15 protein-coding genes and 2 pseudogenes are annotated in these 13,406 nt (G+C 71.5%); 5 read left to right on the top strand and 12 right to left on the bottom strand.

Annotated features, from left to right (window positions below; genetic code table 11):
- Positions 1 to 102 precede the first annotated feature (102 nt).
- The gene (locus ACX25U_RS27835) at positions 103 to 1,530 is read right to left on the bottom strand and encodes a hypothetical protein (protein WP_454383926.1); all 1,428 of its coding nucleotides are present in this window, start codon (positions 1,528 to 1,530) and stop codon (positions 103 to 105) included.
- A gap of 227 nt (positions 1,531 to 1,757) precedes the next feature.
- Here ACX25U_RS27835 and ACX25U_RS27830 point away from each other — a divergent pair.
- Positions 1,758 to 2,156, top strand: a pseudogene (locus ACX25U_RS27830) (endonuclease/exonuclease/phosphatase family protein); the annotation flags it as partial.
- 16 nt (positions 2,157 to 2,172) lie between these two features.
- On the opposite strand, the gene ACX25U_RS27825 reads toward ACX25U_RS27830, so the two are convergent.
- From ACX25U_RS27825 to ACX25U_RS27800, 6 genes are all read right to left on the bottom strand, one after another.
- Entirely contained in the window at positions 2,173 to 2,916 is a 744-nt protein-coding gene (locus tag ACX25U_RS27825; RefSeq protein WP_454383925.1) for an SRPBCC family protein, read from the bottom strand.
- Positions 2,917 to 2,942: 26 nt separating this feature from the next.
- Positions 2,943 to 3,563 carry an ArsR/SmtB family transcription factor gene (locus ACX25U_RS27820; RefSeq protein ID WP_454383924.1) on the bottom strand — a complete coding sequence of 207 codons (621 nt, stop codon included), beginning with the start codon at positions 3,561 to 3,563 and terminating at the stop codon, positions 2,943 to 2,945.
- A 143-nt stretch (positions 3,564 to 3,706) separates the two neighbouring features.
- Positions 3,707 to 4,243 (bottom strand): DUF3618 domain-containing protein, encoded by a 537-nt coding sequence (locus tag ACX25U_RS27815; RefSeq protein ID WP_454383923.1) that lies wholly within the window; start codon positions 4,241 to 4,243, stop codon positions 3,707 to 3,709.
- Entirely contained in the window at positions 4,240 to 4,692 is a 453-nt protein-coding gene (locus tag ACX25U_RS27810; protein WP_454383922.1) for a phage holin family protein, read from the bottom strand. The genes ACX25U_RS27815 and ACX25U_RS27810 overlap by 4 nt, the downstream gene beginning before the upstream one ends.
- 53 nt (positions 4,693 to 4,745) lie before the next feature.
- The gene (locus ACX25U_RS27805; RefSeq protein ID WP_454383921.1) at positions 4,746 to 5,450 is read right to left on the bottom strand and encodes a hypothetical protein; all 705 of its coding nucleotides are present in this window, start codon (positions 5,448 to 5,450) and stop codon (positions 4,746 to 4,748) included.
- Positions 5,447 to 5,584 (bottom strand): hypothetical protein, encoded by a 138-nt coding sequence (locus ACX25U_RS27800; protein ID WP_454383920.1) that lies wholly within the window; start codon positions 5,582 to 5,584, stop codon positions 5,447 to 5,449. Before ACX25U_RS27800 ends, ACX25U_RS27805 begins: the two co-directional genes overlap by 4 nt.
- A gap of 172 nt (positions 5,585 to 5,756) precedes the next feature.
- Between ACX25U_RS27800 and dapA the strand changes: the two genes are divergently transcribed.
- Positions 5,757 to 6,674 carry a 4-hydroxy-tetrahydrodipicolinate synthase gene (gene dapA / locus ACX25U_RS27795; RefSeq protein WP_454383919.1) on the top strand — a complete coding sequence of 306 codons (918 nt, stop codon included), beginning with the start codon at positions 5,757 to 5,759 and terminating at the stop codon, positions 6,672 to 6,674.
- Positions 6,675 to 6,678: 4 nt separating this feature from the next.
- Positions 6,679 to 7,179 (top strand): hypothetical protein, encoded by a 501-nt coding sequence (locus ACX25U_RS27790; protein WP_454383918.1) that lies wholly within the window; start codon positions 6,679 to 6,681, stop codon positions 7,177 to 7,179.
- Positions 7,180 to 7,226: 47 nt separating this feature from the next.
- Here the strand turns inward: ACX25U_RS27790 and ACX25U_RS27785 are convergent, their stop codons facing one another.
- From ACX25U_RS27785 to ACX25U_RS27765, 5 genes and pseudogenes are all read right to left on the bottom strand, one after another.
- Positions 7,227 to 8,468 carry a tyrosine-type recombinase/integrase gene (locus tag ACX25U_RS27785; protein ID WP_454383917.1) on the bottom strand — a complete coding sequence of 414 codons (1,242 nt, stop codon included), beginning with the start codon at positions 8,466 to 8,468 and terminating at the stop codon, positions 7,227 to 7,229.
- Positions 8,468 to 8,662 (bottom strand): helix-turn-helix transcriptional regulator, encoded by a 195-nt coding sequence (locus tag ACX25U_RS27780; RefSeq protein ID WP_109202797.1) that lies wholly within the window; start codon positions 8,660 to 8,662, stop codon positions 8,468 to 8,470. The genes ACX25U_RS27785 and ACX25U_RS27780 overlap by 1 nt, the downstream gene beginning before the upstream one ends.
- Positions 8,659 to 10,078 (bottom strand): annotated as a pseudogene (gene repSA, locus ACX25U_RS27775) (replication initiator protein RepSA). The gene ACX25U_RS27780 and the pseudogene repSA overlap by 4 nt, the downstream one beginning before the upstream one ends.
- The gene (locus tag ACX25U_RS27770) at positions 10,075 to 10,809 is read right to left on the bottom strand and encodes a helix-turn-helix domain-containing protein (RefSeq protein WP_454383916.1); all 735 of its coding nucleotides are present in this window, start codon (positions 10,807 to 10,809) and stop codon (positions 10,075 to 10,077) included. Before ACX25U_RS27770 ends, repSA begins: the two are co-directional and overlap by 4 nt.
- Positions 10,806 to 11,150, bottom strand: coding sequence for a hypothetical protein (locus ACX25U_RS27765; RefSeq protein WP_454383915.1), 345 nt, complete (start codon positions 11,148 to 11,150; stop codon positions 10,806 to 10,808). Before ACX25U_RS27765 ends, ACX25U_RS27770 begins: the two co-directional genes overlap by 4 nt.
- Before the next feature lie 191 nt (positions 11,151 to 11,341).
- On the opposite strand from ACX25U_RS27765, the gene ACX25U_RS27760 reads away from it, so the two are divergent.
- Both ACX25U_RS27760 and ACX25U_RS27755 read left to right on the top strand, forming a co-directional pair.
- Positions 11,342 to 11,662 carry a putative quinol monooxygenase gene (locus ACX25U_RS27760; RefSeq protein WP_454383914.1) on the top strand — a complete coding sequence of 107 codons (321 nt, stop codon included), beginning with the start codon at positions 11,342 to 11,344 and terminating at the stop codon, positions 11,660 to 11,662.
- Entirely contained in the window at positions 11,659 to 12,894 is a 1,236-nt protein-coding gene (locus ACX25U_RS27755) for a helix-turn-helix domain-containing protein (RefSeq protein WP_454383913.1), read from the top strand. The genes ACX25U_RS27760 and ACX25U_RS27755 overlap by 4 nt, the downstream gene beginning before the upstream one ends.
- The last annotated feature ends 512 nt before the right edge of the window (positions 12,895 to 13,406 follow it).

Raw genomic sequence — 13,406 nt, 5'->3', positions numbered from 1 at the left:
GCTGTCTCCTGTGACGGGTGACCTCGGTTCGGCGCAACCGTCCCGCCCGTGCCTGAACGGCGGTTGAACACGGGGCGACCGCGCGTGCCCCGGTTCCGTGAATCAACCGCCGTGCGCGGAGCGGGCCTTGAACGCCGCCTTGCGGGCTTCCTTCGCGATCTTCCTGTCGGGGTGGAGCCGGCCCATCGCCTCCAGCACGTCCGCGGTCTGCGGATGGCGCACCCGCCAGGCCGCCGCGAAGAAGCCGCTGTGCTGTTCGGCGAGGCCCTTGACGAGGGCGTGCAGTTCCTCGGAGTCGCCCTCGGCCGCCAGTTGCGCGGCCACCGTGTCGATGGTCAGCCAGAAGATCATCTCCTGGGAGGGCGCCGGTACGTCGCCCAGGCCTCGCTCGGTCAGCCAGACCCGGGCCAGCCCACCCAGTTCGGCGTCGTCGAGTACGTCCCTGAGCGCCGGGCCGGCCTCGGCGCCGACCAGGGACAGGGCCTGCTGGCAGCGCAGCCGGCGCAGTGGCGCGCCCGGGTCCGTGCCGCGGGCGGCGGCCAGCAACTCCCGTGCGGCGGCCAGGGGTTCACGGCGGGCGAGCCACTGCTCGGTCTCGGCGTGGGCGGCCGCCGGGGGGAACGCGGCGGTACCGTCGAGCAGCGCGTCGGCACCCTTGTCCGCGAGGTCGCCGACCACCGGGGCCTCGTGGCCGGCCTCCAGCAGCCGGGCGCGCAGCCCGTACAGCCCGAGCGGGGTCAGCCGCACCATGCCGTAGCGGGCCACGTCGACCTCGTCGGCCGGCGTCGACGGCTCCTCCTCTGCGTCCGTCATCAACCCCTCGTCCACCGGCCGGTATTCGACGAGCCCGGCCGGTTCGAGGAGCCGGAACCGCTCGTCCAGCCGCATCATCGCCTCGGAGATCTGCCGCAGCATGTCGTCGGTGGGCTCCCCCATGTCGTCGGGCACGATCATGGAGGCGGCGAGCACGGGCAGCGGCACCGGGCCGCCGCCGGGTCCGCCCTCGCCGACGGTGAGCAGGTAGAGGTTGGCCAGCACCCCGTCGAGGAACTCCGCCTCGGCCTCCGGATCCCAGCCCAGCGCGGACAGGTCGACGGTGCCGCCCCCGTCCATCGCGTCGGCCAGGCCCTCGGCGTCGGGCACGCCCGCGTCCGCCAGCACGGCCTCCAGCACGGTCAGCCACACCGCGAGCACGTCGTGCGGCGATCCTCCGGTCAGCGGGCCCAGGCCGGCACCGGCCGCGACGGTGCCGGCCTCCTCGTCGGCGATCTCGACGAGCCCGGTGTCCACGGCGATCCGCCACGCCTCGCTCACCCGGGCCGCCGCGTCGTCCCCGCTCGGGCCGAGCACCCCGGCCGCGGCGGGCAGTTGCTCCTCGGTCAGCAGCCCGTCGGCGTCGACCCGCGTCTCGGCTCCGGCCCAGCGGGCGAGCCGCGCGGCGCGCGACAGCAGCGGGGTGGCGAGCGCGTCCCGGGCCAGCTCCGGTTCGGAAGCGAGCCGAACCGGCGGGAGCGGGGACCTGTCTGACATCGGCTGGTTCTCCTAGCGGGCATGTATGTGCCGTACGACTCGACCGCTCAGCCTAGACGGATTTCCACCGATGCCACCCGGTTCATTTTCCCGTCACCGGCCGTGCATGGCCGAAACCTTGACGACGGACCGTGCCGCGCAGGAAATTGACGCGCGTAGAAGTTCAGGGGACAGCTGTTCACTGATGTCTGCGTGTCGCCTCCGCCCACCGGTCGCGGCCCTCGTTCCACCAGGGCCTGACCTCCCAGTATCAGCCGTCGGCGCGCGGCTCGGAGGTCCAGCGCCACCTTCAGGCGGCCGAGGTGAACTCCTTCGTCAGGGACATCCTGAAGGTGGAGAAGAACGCGGACGTCATCGCGCTCGGCGACATGAACGACTTCGAGTTCTCCGGGACGGCGAAGATCCTCGAGGGCGGCGGCGAGCTGTGGTCGGCGATCAAGTCGCTGCCCCGGAGCGAGCGTTACTCCTACGTCTACCAGGGCAACGCGCAGGTGCCGGACCAGATCCTGGTCAGCCCGTCGATCCGGCGCGGCTGCGACTTCGAGTACGACAGCGTGCACATCAACTCGGAGTTCCACGACCAGATCAGCGACCACGACCCGCAGGTGCTGCGGTTCCGCCCGTAGCCGGGCAGTGGCCGTGTCAGGACTGGCTGAACACCCCGTTCAGCCAGTCCTGCCAGGCGGTTTCGGTCGCCTTGGGGTCCGCGTCCGGTGCGAAGTCGTGGACGCTGACGCCGACCGGGGCGCCCCAGTGGTTGCGGCCGAAGAGGCGGACGAGGGCGTCGTCGGTGCGCAGCCCGACGAAGTACGGGTCGCGGTAGTCGAGTACGGCCTCGAACTCCTTCGGGCCCTGGACGGTCACGCGCGCGCCCGTGGCCGTCTCCTCGGTGAGTCCGAGGGCCCGTCCGACGGCGGTGAAGGCGTCGGGGGCGGTGGACTCCTCGGGGCCGTTCAGGGTCGTGAAGGCCACCGGGCGGGGTGCGAAGTGCGTCAGGTACTCGCGCAGGGTGTGCAGGTAGAAGTCGGTGTGCTTGTTCGCGCCGTCGTACTGGTTGTCCCAGTCGTCGGTGAAGATCCCGCTGTGCACATAGCGCACCCAGGCGCGGCGGCCGCCGTCGCGCGGTTCGATGGTGTGGTCGAGCTGGTTGAGCGACTGGGTCGGCACGCCGGGGTTCTCGCTGCGGTTGGTGTAGCGGTGCGGCGGCTCCCAGGCGGTGACCGTGGACCCGAAGGGTCCGGCGCCGCCCGCCCGGGGCTCGGGCGGGTCCATCGGCCACAGATAGCCGCCGGTACCGGTGGTGATCGCCGCCCACACCTCCTCGGGCGTGACGTCGACCTCGAACTCGCGGACGATCTCGAATTCCTTCTCGGACTCCTTGGACATGGCGGGCTCCTGCCGGGTGTGAGGGTTCAGGGTGCGTCGAGTTCCGGGGTGGCCGCCCCGGCCGGGTCCTTGACCGTGGGGTGGACTGCCACCACGATCCGGTGCTCCCGGCCGCCCTCGGCGCCGGGTGCGTCGTACTTGCGGATCAGCGCGCCGACGCCGGCCGTGAGTTCCTGGACGAACGCGGCCCGGTCGGCGGCCGAGGCGAAGCGGACCTCGCCGTCCAGCGCGTACGTCGCCAGCCGCTTGCGCGCCCTGGCCGCGCCGGTGATCAGCGAGCCGACGTCGCGCACCAGCCGGGCGCCGAGGGCGAGCAGCCAGCGTGCGGAGAGCTGGTCGCGGAAACGGTCCGGGTCCGGCTGCACGGAGGCCAGGGCGAGCGGCGAGATGACGTACGACGCGGCGGTCGCGCGCATCAGCCGCTCGGTGACGTTGCCCTTGCGGCGCTCGCCGGCCAGTTCGACCAGGCCGTGCCGCTCCAGCGCCTTGAGGTGGTAGTTCACCTTCTGCCGGGGCAGGCCGACCTTGCCGGCCAGCATGGCCGCCGACGCGGGGCCGGCCGCCAGCTCGGCGAGCAGCCGGGCCCGTACGGGGTCCAGGGAGACGGCCGCTGCCTCGGGGTCCTCGATCACGGTGACGTCGAGCATGGGTCCACCGTCTCACCGAAAACTTTTTTTGTCCAGACTGTTTGAGTTTTCGGCAGGGAGCTGTCGGGTGCTCGAACGCCGAAGGCCGCTCCCCACCTCTCGGGCGGGGGCGGCCTTCGGTCGAAGCCGGTGAGTGTGCGGCCTCAGCAGTCCCGGTTGCGCCGGATCAGCAGCCCGGCCGCCACCAGCGCCGCGCCTGCCGCGAGCGCGATCATCAGCGGGCGCGGATTGCGGCGGCACGCCTGGACGGCGTTGTTCACGCCGCTCATCGGGGCGCTGTGCCCGGCCCGGCTCGCCGTGTCCTGGACCGTGTGCCCGGCCCGGGACGCGGTGTCCACGACCGTGTGCCCCGCCCGCGACGCCGTGTCCGTGGCCGTGTGCCCGGCCCGGGACGCCCTCTCCTGCGCCCGGTGACCGGCGTGGCTCGCCTTCTCCTGGATCCGGTGGCCGGCCTGCGCGGCGGTGCTGCGCAGCTGGACCGTCATCGCGCCGGCCTTGTCCCTCAGGTCGGCCGCGCGAGCCATGGCGCGGCCCTTCACGTCGGCCCTCGCGGCCAGTTCCTCGACGGTGTCGCCGAGCCGGCTCCTGGTCTCCTCGATCTGCTGCCGAAGTTCGTCGGGGCCTTTCGCGCCGGCGACCGGCGCCGGCCCGCCGTCCGCCCCCTGCGTCCTGTCCGTCATCGGTGGTGCGCCCTTTCCTTGATCTCCTCGACATCCGCCTTGACGCTGCCGAGCGTCGCCTCCGGCCTGGGCGGTGCGGCATGGTGCAACTGGGCGCGGCCGGTCAGGGCCAGCACGCCCGCGATCGCGAACAGTGCGCCCGTCACGATGAGCGCCGCGGCCCACACGGGCAGCGCCAGCGAGATGGCGGCGACGCACGTGCCGGCGAGCGCGATCAGCCCGACGTAGCCGATGGCTCCCGCCGCGCCCAGCAGCTCACCACCGCGCCCCATACGGCGCCCCTTCTGGACCAGCTCCACCTTGGCGAGGGCCATTTCCTGCCGGATGAGCTGGGAAAGCTGTTCAGTGGCCTGGTGGACGAGTTCGCCCACCGGACGCTCGCCCGCCGGGTGGCCGCGCACCGTGCGGTGCTGGCCGCTCGCAGGCCTCGCATCGATCGTCCCGGTCACGGTGTCCCGCCTCCTCTCGGTACGGAACATCCGGGTACCCCGTGACGGCCCCCCTACCCCCTGCCCGCGCCGCCGGGCCCGCGCTCGCCGAGGCGGGCCAGCTGGGTCTGGAACCAGTCGAGCCTCGCCTGCAGCAGGGCGGCCTCAGCGACGAGTTCGGGCACACCGAGCCCGGTGGGCAGGCCCGGTCCGCCGGGCGGGGCGGTTCCCGGCTGCGCCGGGCCGCCGCCCGCCACGACCCGCAGCCCGTCCCCGGCCAGCCGGGCGAAGCCGGTGAGCGTCACGGACGTACGGCCGCGCACGCACCCCGGGCAGGCGGCGGCCAGGACCCGCCAGCCGGGCCTGCCCCAGCCCGCGTCGGCCAGCGCGGAGGCGGGCGCGCGGCACGCGCACGGCCCGACCCTCGCCGTGCGCACCCGCTGGCGGGCGTAGCGGAAGCCGCGTTCGAAGCGGATGTAGGCGCCGAGGACCACGACCTCCAGCAGGACGGCCGTGCGGTGCTCGGCCGTGCACAGCAGGGCCTCGGCGTCGGCGCGTGCGTGCACGCAGTGGAAGCCGCAGTCGCACAGGCGGGCGGGCGGCCGGTGCCGGCGGCCGTAGACACAGGACGCGTCCGCGAGAACGCCGTACGGCAGCGCGCCGCCGAGCGACACACCGGTGAAGCGGGCCCGGGTGCCGTCCTGGGACAGCACCGGGTGGGCGATCTTGTATCCGGTCGGCGGCTCCGTCGGGCGTTCCGCGGGCAGCCGCAGCCTCATCGGGCGGCCGGGACCTCTTCAGGCGCTTCGGCCTGCGGCTCCTGGGTCTCCTCGGGGAGTTCGGGGGCTTCCTCCTCGGAGACCGGCGGCTGCTCCTGCGCGACTCCGGTGGCCAGTGCCTTGCCGAGCTTCATGACGCCTCCCATGAGCTGCCCATTGGTGACCTCATGCCCATGGTGACCCATGACGGCCGGGTTTGGACATAGGACGCGGTACGACCCCGCCACCACACGGAAGAAAAACTTACCGGTACCTGGTAGGGGAATTAAGTGGAGCTGCACGATGCGGGCTGCCGAGACTACTCCCATGACGACCGCAGCGACTCCCGCCGCCCCTTCCGCCGCGCCTCCCTTCGGCCGCGCCCTGTGCGCCATGGTCACGCCCTTCACCGCCTCGGGCGCACTCGACCTCGACGGCGCCCGGCGACTGGCCGCCCGGCTGGTGGCCGGGGGCTGCGACGGTCTCGTACTCAACGGGACGACGGGCGAGTCGCCGACCACGACGGACGCCGAGAAGTCGGCGCTGGTGCGGGCCGTGCGGGAGGCGGTCGGGGATCGGGTGTCCATCGTCGCGGGCGTGGGCACCGCCGACACTCGGCACACCGTGGAACTGGCCCTGGAGGCGGAAAAGGCGGGCGCCGACGGGGTCCTGGTGGTGACGCCGTACTACAGCAGGCCGCCGCAGGACGCCGTGGAGGAGCACTTCCGCACGGTCGCGGACGCCTGTGGACTGCCGGTGGTGCTGTACGACATCCCCGGCCGCACCGGCACCCGCATCGAGCCGGAGACGATGCTGCGGCTGGCCGGCCATCCCCGGATCGTGGCGGTCAAGGACTGCTCCTACGACTTCCTCGGCGCCCAGAAGGTCCTGGCCCGCACCGAGTTGGCGTACTACGCGGGCTGCGACGAGCACATCCTCGCCCTGTACGCGGTGGGCGGCGCGGGGTACGTCAGCACGGTCGCGAACCTCGCCCCGCGCCAACTCCGTTCCGTCCTGGACGCGTTCGACGCCGGCGACACGGCGCGGGCGGCCTGTCTGCAGCAACGAGCCACGGAACTCATCGAGTCGACGATGTCCTCCGGCCTGCCCGGCACGGTCACCGTGAAGGGCCTGCTGAACGCCCTGAACCTGCCCGCGGGCCCGGTCCGCGCACCCCTGCGGCCCGCGGCCCCGGAAACGGTCGCGGCTCTGCGGGCGGCCTACGAGCGGCTGGTGGCAGAGTAGCCGTGTGAGCCGCCCGCTGCTGTTCCTCGACGTCGACGGCCCCCTCAATCCGTGGGCCGCCTGGCGAGAGCGGCTCCCGGAGGGCTGTGTGACGATCGTGGTGGCCCTGCACCCGGGGCGCGCGCTGCGGGTCCGGCTGAACCCGGCGCACGGCCCGGCGCTGCTGCGGCTCGGCTACGACCTGTGCTGGGCCACCACCTGGATGGACGCCGCGAACCGCTGGATCGCCCCGGTGGTCGGCCTGCCCGAGCTGCCGTACGTCGACTTCGGCGCGGGCCTGTTCGCGACCCGCCCGGACGGTGTGCACTGGAAGACCGAGGCGATCGTGGCGTATGCCGCCGGGTGTCCGTTCGCCTGGGTGGACGACGAGCAGAGCCCTGCGGACACGGCGTACGTGGCCGCGGAGCACCCCGCGCCCGCGCTGCTGCACCATGTCGACCCGGGGGTCGGGCTGCGGGAGCCCGACTTCGTGGCGCTGGCGGAGTTCGCGGGCGCGGTGACGTAGCCGCCTTGTCAGTTGTGGCTGTTCTGATTGCGATGCAGGTCAGGGGGTCAGCTTGTCCCCTGGGCCGTATCGGGGCCGTCATCGGCGCTGTCCTGGCCCCGGAAGACCCGGTCGACGGCGGCCCGGGTGCGCGCCTCGCTGTTCGGCATCAAGTGCGTGTACGTGCGGAGCGTGAAGCTCGGGTCGTGGTGGCCGAGGTACTCACTCAGGGCCTTGATGCTCTCCCCCGCGTCCAGGAGCACGGAGGCGTAGAAGTGGCGGAGGGCGTGCATGCCGTTCTCACGGCCGAGAGGTATGCCGGCGGAGGTGAGAGCCGGGTGCCACACGGCCCGGTTGAAGCGGTACCGGTGCAGCCACTGGTTCCGGGCATCGATGAACAGCAGTGAGGCCGTGACGGGCGGGCCGTCCGGGGTCTTCCACGGCAGGGTGACTTCTACCGGCTTGTGCTTCGTGATGTGCGCCGCCAGTGCGAAGGAGACGGTCTCCGGCAGCGGGACGTGACGCTCCTTGCCGCCCTTAGGCGGGCCGAAGACCGCCTGTACGCCTCGGATGAGCTTGATCTGCCGGACCACGTGAACCGTGCCGCCGAGGAAGTCGACGTCCTCAAGAGCGAGGCCGAAGATCTCGCCCTGACGGAGGCCGCAGCCCGCCCCCAGGGAGACCATCTCCCGGTAGGCGTCCGGCATGGCTTCGTGCATGGCCATGACCCGCTCGACGGACCACGGCTTGACCTTCCGGCCGTCGAGGGAGGGCGCCCGCACCGAGCGAGCCCGGCAGGGGTTCTCGGCGATGATCCGGTCCTCCACGGCCGCCGTGAACACGGCCGACACGTTGGCGAAGATCGACCGCCGGTAGGACGCCGCGCGCCCGGTCGCCTCCAGCTGGCGCATCCACGCACGCAGGTGGGAAGGCCGGAAGGACGCCATCGGCCGATCACCGAGGTACGGAAGGGCGTGGACCCGCAGGCGGATCTCGACGCTCTCACGGGTCACCGGGTCGATGGTGAGCGCCGCCATCCATTCCTTGGCGTACTGCGCAAAGGTCACCGAGCCCGCGGCCGGGTCGATGTACCGCCCCTGCGACATGTCCGCCTCGATGTTGGACAGCCAGGCTTCGGCCTTGCGCTTCTGCTTGTCCGGGAAGCTCTTGGACTTCTCGGAGCCGTCCGGCGCGATGTACCGGGCACGGTAACGGTGACCGACGCCGTGGCGTTCGGTCTTGACCTTGACGGGTTTGCCGTCCGGGCCGGTCTCGGTCTTGTACCAGCGGTCTTGGACGTGATCGGCCATCAGGCAGCCCCTTCCATCAGGGACTCGACCCAGGCGCGCACGTCCTCCGGGTCGAAGCGGAGATGCCGGCCGACGCGGAAGCCACGGGGACCGGTGCCCTTGCGCCGCCACTGGTAGACGGTCTCGACCGGCACACCGAGCAGGTCAGCAACGTCGATCGGCGTCAGGTAGCGGGAAGGCAGCGGGCGCCTCATGCGCACACCTCCCAGTCGTCCAGGTCGGCCAGCGCTTCGCGTGCTGTCTCTCGGTTCAGTCGGATCTCCTTTGCGATCGTGGCGGCGAGCCAGGATTCGCCGGGGGTGTGGCCCTGTCCGGCGTAGGTCCAGTGGGCGAGCACGAGCGTGGAGCCCTCCGTCTCGTCGAGGTCTTCGGAGAAGCCGCGTTCGTGGCGTTCCTGCCGCGCGCGGTAGCCAGCCCGGACCTGGCGCAGTGCGCCGAGGGTGGTGGAGTAGCGGCGGGACTTGGTGGAGAAGTGGCCGCGGAAGCCGAGCATGTGAGCCCAGCGCGCCAGCAGCCGTTCCGGATAGGCGTCGTCCAGGTCCCAGCACGCCTCGATCAGCCGCCGCGTGTGCGCGGGCAAGGGGAGCTTGTCCAGCTCGGAGAGCTCCCCGATCCGGCGGTCGACCGTGCCGGTGGTCTCGGCGGCCTTGGTGGCGTACTTGGCCACGTAGGAGGCCACGGCCTGCTCGGTCAGCTCCTCCTGGCCCAGAGCGCCGATGGCCTGCACGTCGACCTGGGAGCCCCAGCACAGCACGCGGGCCGGGTGGTCGCCGGACGCCCGGTACGGGCACGGAGACGCGAGCGGCAGCGGCCTTGATGGAGCCCTCCAGGAGAGCGACGGTGGCCCATGCCGGCGGAGCCGAGTCAGGACCGTCCGGCCCGTCGAGCCGCACCACCGCATGAAAGTGGACCGAGCCGCGCTTTTGGAACTCGGCGACCTTGCCGAAGGAGACCCGGCACACCTCCCGCAGGGCCGTCTGCGTAATGCCCGCGCGGGCGGCGATCTCCCGGCGCAGGTAGATGGTGAAGCGCCGCCACAGGTCCCCGGCGTGGTTGTTCCACAGCACCGCACCCGCGTAGTCGTACGACTCCGGGTCGAGCGCCGTGCCGAGCGCCGGGTCGTCCTCGGCGTGCCGGGTGCCGCAGCGGCAGCGCCCGGAGTCGGGCCGGTTGTGAACGGGGCCGAACGAGGGCGCGGTGAGGGTGGCGAAGACACGGGGGTGATCCCGCACGGTGGCGGGCACGTCCTTGCGTTCGTCGCCCGTGATCCCGGCACGGATCAGGTGATAGGTGTCGCCCGCGTAGGTCCAGGCGCAGGCCGGGCAGCGCGAGGCCCGCCGGTTGCCGCAGGCCACCCGGAGCACGCCGCCCGGCTCCTGCTCGGTCGAGTACGAGTAGAGGACGTCGCCGGTCTTGGCGTCGCGGGTGACCGTCGAGCCCATCAGGCGGATGGGGTGGGCGCAGCCGCCCGTGCGCCTGATCTGTTCCTGCCAGCGGTCGAAGCCGGGAGTGTTGGCGACCCGGAGCAGGTCGGCCAGGGTCAGGGGGTCGGTGCCCACGGCCGCCGCCACGTCAGCGACGGCAGCCGGGGCAACGGGCAGGTGGGTCACGCGGCCACCGCCCGCAGGTGGGAGCCCGCACGGGCCGGGGTGGCGGTGGCGAAGAGGTGGTCGAGGGTGGCCAGGTAGCCGCCGACCATCGGGGCCGGACCCAGCCGCCGCAGGTGCAGCACCGGCGCCAGCGCCGGGGTCAGCCCGTCGATCGGCGTGGTGACCAGCAGGTCATCGTCCGCGCGCATCACGTCGGCCCGCAGGCCCGGATGGGTGGCCAGCCGCAGACCGGGCACGGCCGCCAGTGACGGGAAGACGTCAGCGATCCCGGTAACCGGCCCGTCCGGGGTCTCCGGGGTGACGATGCGGACCCGGACCCCGGCGGCGGTCTTGTCGGCCAGCAGCGTGGGCAGGTCCCACACCGCATCGGTCAGAAACAGCAGATTGGCGATGGCCAGGTCGATGACCGTGCAGGCACCGGCCAGGATGGTGCGCCACAGGCCGGAGGGGACGGTGCTGCGCATCGGGTAGCAGGCGACCACCTCATCCTGCGGGGTCGGCGCAGAGCGGTGCCGCTCGCCCAGCCTGGGCCACAGCTGGTAGGCGTCCACCCCCAGCAGCCGCGCGGCGGCCTCCGCGTTGCGGGCGTGCGGGGTGCGGTCGGTGCTCAGCCAGCGGTCCACCGACTTCGGGTCGATCCCCAGATGGTCGGCCAGACCCTCGATGGTGACGTTGGCGGCAACCATGGCACCGCGCAGCCGCTCATTCCCGGCAATCGTCGCGGTCGTCATGCGACCACCGCCGTCGAGGCGAGCGCCACCGGGTGGACCGGGCACGGGCGGTAGAGCGGGCCGTCGTCGTCGAACTCGTCCGGCGTCAGCGGCACCAGCCCGGTGTGACCGGCGTTGAACGGCCAGCGCGCCATCCAGCACGCGCACACGTCACCGGACGGACCCGAGCACCACTCCCACCGGCCGCCGAAGGACGGCACGCAGATGCAGGGCACCAGCACACCCGGCAGACCCGACAGCTCCCCGCCGTCCACGGTCAGCAGCGAGCCGACGCAGTCCGAGCACCGCTCATCATCCTCGACCGAACGTGCGATGTGCAGAACCTCAACGGTTCCAGCCATGATGGAGGCCCCCTTGTGGGATCAGCCCCGGGCTGCGTTGTGATCTTGGCGGATGGCACGTAGCCCGGGGCGCCTTGTTGTTGCGACTCCATCGAAGCTACTCACAGAAAAACTGCGAGCCAACAGAAAGACTGCGACTAGCAGCAGAACTCTGAGTCTGCGAGACTGAGCGCGACGAGAAGGAGCAAAAAATGACCAACTACGGGCTCTTTGTTCGCTTCACGCTGCGCGAGGGTGCAGGCGAGGCGTTTGACGCACTGGTCCGCGAGACCGCCGCAGGAATCCGGGCACACGAGCCCGGCACACTGGTCTATGCGTGCCACGAGGTCGAGGGCGCGCCCAATGAGCGGATCTTCTTCGAGCTGTACGCCGATCGCGCCGCCTTCGAGGAGCACGAGCGCCAGCCCCACACGCGTCACTTCCTGACGGAGCGCGAGAAGTACGTCGAGAAGACCGAGGTTGACCGCCTCCAGCCGTACGCCGGCAAGTACCCCACCGGAGCCGAGAAGTGACGGCTTCCGACCCCAAGGCCCTCGGTCAGAGGGTCAAGGAGCTCCGTCGCGCCGCAGGCATGTCGCAAAGCGACCTTGCCGCCGCGATGGGGCGCTCAGAGAGCTGGGTGTCACAGGTCGAAAGAGGTGTACAGCCGGTCGAACGACTGTCGGTCCTACAGGCCCTGGCCGACGCGCTCAACGTGTCCGTGCGCGAACTACGGCCGGACGCTGCCCCAGCAGAGGAAGCCGAGCCAGAGGCGCAGACAAGGAGCAACGACCTCGACGGGCTACGAGTGGCCCTCACGGGTCACCCGGCGCTGGGCAGCCTCTTTCAGCAGCCGCCATCCGAACCGACTCCATCGCTTGCCGACTTCCGTCAGCAAGTAGAGGAGGCGTGGACTCTCGTACACGCATCGAGCTACGCGGCGCTGAGCGACCACATCGCCAAGCTACTCCCGAGCATCGAGACCGCAGTGCGCCACGCGCCAGCAGGTGAGCGCACAGAGCTGCACGCCCTACGGGCCAAGGCGTACCAGGTAGCCGCAGCCAGCTTCACCCGGCAGGACCAGGCGGATGCAGCGTGGGTCGCGGCAGACCGGGCACTACAGGCAGCCGAACTTGCCGGACAGCCCCTGGAGGTCGTTGCGAGTCTGTTCCGCATGGCGCACGCCTTCATGCGGCAACAGCACATGCAGCAGGCCGAGCAGGCAGCCCAATCCGCTGTTGCCGTAATGGCGCCGAGGGCGGAAGCCCCAACGTGCTCGCCGGAAGAACTGTCGCTGTTGGGCGCCATGAACCTGGTCCTTGCAGTGATCAACGCGAGAGAGGGCAACCGCGGGCGGACCCATGAACACATCGACCGGGCGCGAGAAATCGCAGCGCGGCTGGGCGAGGACCGAAACGACTTCGACACGGAGTTCGGGCCAACTAACGTCGCGATCCACGCCGTAAGCACGGCGGTCGAGTTGGGAGACGCAGGGCTTGCCCTGGAGGTGGCGCAGGAAGTCGACGCATCGGACCTTTCGCCCGAGCGGCAGGCACGTTTCCTGCTTGACGTGGCGCGAGCCCACGCGCAGCGGCGACACGTCGGAGAAGCCACAGCCGCGATCCTGGAGGCCGAGGCCCTAGCGCCCGAGCAGATCCACGATCACCACTTGGCCCGCGAAGTCATCCGCGACTTGATCCAGCTCTCAGGCCCTCGGGTTCCTGAAGCCTTGCACGACTTGGCCGAGCGGAGCGCTGTCCTCTAAGTCATCCTGTTACGGGTTTCTCTACCTCATCAAGCCCCGGCTGCGCTCCGCTCCGCCGGGCGCGCTTCCCGGCTCCGCTGCGGGCGCCGCTCCTGCCTTCGGCCCGCTCCGCCCGCGCTGCACCGACGCGCGCCCACATGTGGATAGGGCCGGTGGCCATGAGTCGATCACCGCATAGCGGGGCCACGGTCAAGGCAATGCCTCCGGCGGGGGATCGGCCGGCACCGGGATGGAGGGGGCGCCGTTCCCGACTGCGGGTCCGTAGTGGCGTGCGTGGGGAGCTCCCATCCCGTCCACCGTCGACCCAGGCGAAGCCGAGCAGACGTGGTCCCTGGCGTCCAGGTCGTTCGTACAGTGGCGCGCTCCACCTGGACGCCAGGGACCACGCCCGCTCCACGGTGTGTGGGTCGACGGCGGACGGGATGGGAGCTGGGGTGGTGGGGGGGTTGCGAGAGTCTGTGTCGTGATCGCTTGGATTCCCGATTTGCCTCAAATCCCCTTCGTGGGCTACG

Source organism: Streptomyces sp. JNUCC 63, assembly GCF_054366325.1.
Note: the sequence above shows the minus strand (reverse complement) of the source record. Positions and strands in the feature narration are given on the sequence as shown.

What these genes read in the sequence shown, in the direction of transcription:
- ACX25U_RS27835 (WP_454383926.1), bottom strand. Translation starts at nt 1,530, where the DNA reads ATGTCAGACAGGTCCCCGCTCCCGCCGGTTCGGCTCGCTTCCGAACCG.
- ACX25U_RS27825 (WP_454383925.1), bottom strand. Translation starts at nt 2,916, where the DNA reads ATGTCCAAGGAGTCCGAGAAGGAATTCGAGATCGTCCGCGAGTTCGAG.
- ACX25U_RS27820 (WP_454383924.1), bottom strand. Translation starts at nt 3,563, where the DNA reads ATGCTCGACGTCACCGTGATCGAGGACCCCGAGGCAGCGGCCGTCTCC.
- ACX25U_RS27815 (WP_454383923.1), bottom strand. Translation starts at nt 4,243, where the DNA reads ATGACGGACAGGACGCAGGGGGCGGACGGCGGGCCGGCGCCGGTCGCC.
- ACX25U_RS27805 (WP_454383921.1), bottom strand. Translation starts at nt 5,450, where the DNA reads ATGAGGCTGCGGCTGCCCGCGGAACGCCCGACGGAGCCGCCGACCGGA.
- ACX25U_RS27800 (WP_454383920.1), bottom strand. Translation starts at nt 5,584, where the DNA reads ATGAAGCTCGGCAAGGCACTGGCCACCGGAGTCGCGCAGGAGCAGCCG.
- dapA (WP_454383919.1), top strand. Translation starts at nt 5,757, where the DNA reads ATGACGACCGCAGCGACTCCCGCCGCCCCTTCCGCCGCGCCTCCCTTC.
- ACX25U_RS27785 (WP_454383917.1), bottom strand. Translation starts at nt 8,468, where the DNA reads ATGGCCGATCACGTCCAAGACCGCTGGTACAAGACCGAGACCGGCCCG.
- ACX25U_RS27780 (WP_109202797.1), bottom strand. Translation starts at nt 8,662, where the DNA reads ATGAGGCGCCCGCTGCCTTCCCGCTACCTGACGCCGATCGACGTTGCT.
- ACX25U_RS27770 (WP_454383916.1), bottom strand. Translation starts at nt 10,809, where the DNA reads ATGACGACCGCGACGATTGCCGGGAATGAGCGGCTGCGCGGTGCCATG.
- ACX25U_RS27765 (WP_454383915.1), bottom strand. Translation starts at nt 11,150, where the DNA reads ATGGCTGGAACCGTTGAGGTTCTGCACATCGCACGTTCGGTCGAGGAT.
- ACX25U_RS27760 (WP_454383914.1), top strand. Translation starts at nt 11,342, where the DNA reads ATGACCAACTACGGGCTCTTTGTTCGCTTCACGCTGCGCGAGGGTGCA.